Origin of the sequence: Bacillus sp. BML-BC051, assembly GCF_019656175.1 — a bacterium.
In the GTDB taxonomy this organism is placed as follows: domain Bacteria; phylum Bacillota; class Bacilli; order Bacillales; family Bacillaceae_G; genus Bacillus_A; species Bacillus_A mobilis.
The window spans coordinates 1-219 of the sequence record NZ_BPLI01000165.1 but is presented as its reverse complement, the minus strand read 5'-3'; the positions used below and the strand labels follow the sequence as shown (position 1 = coordinate 219).

Annotated in this window: 1 pseudogene; it reads right to left on the bottom strand. The window is 42.0% G+C overall.

The features are described from left to right. A pseudogene (locus K5S59_RS29770) lies at nucleotides 1-219 on the bottom strand (IS4 family transposase); the annotation flags it as partial.

The following is a 219-nucleotide window of genomic DNA, read 5'->3' as shown; positions in this document are numbered from 1 at the left end:
CCGCCTGATCCTAGATAGTTAGTGGCTAAATGAGCAGGCAGTTGAAACACGGTGGCATCTAAAATACGGATACGATTGAAAGTATAGATCATGTTTGCAGATAGTGAGTGATGTGAACAGAGTTTTTGTTTGAGAGGAGAAGCAAAGACAGCGCGAAGTATTGCTAAAGTTGCTGAATTAAAGCGTTGATTCAGTCCTTTTGAGCTCACCAGTACTCCA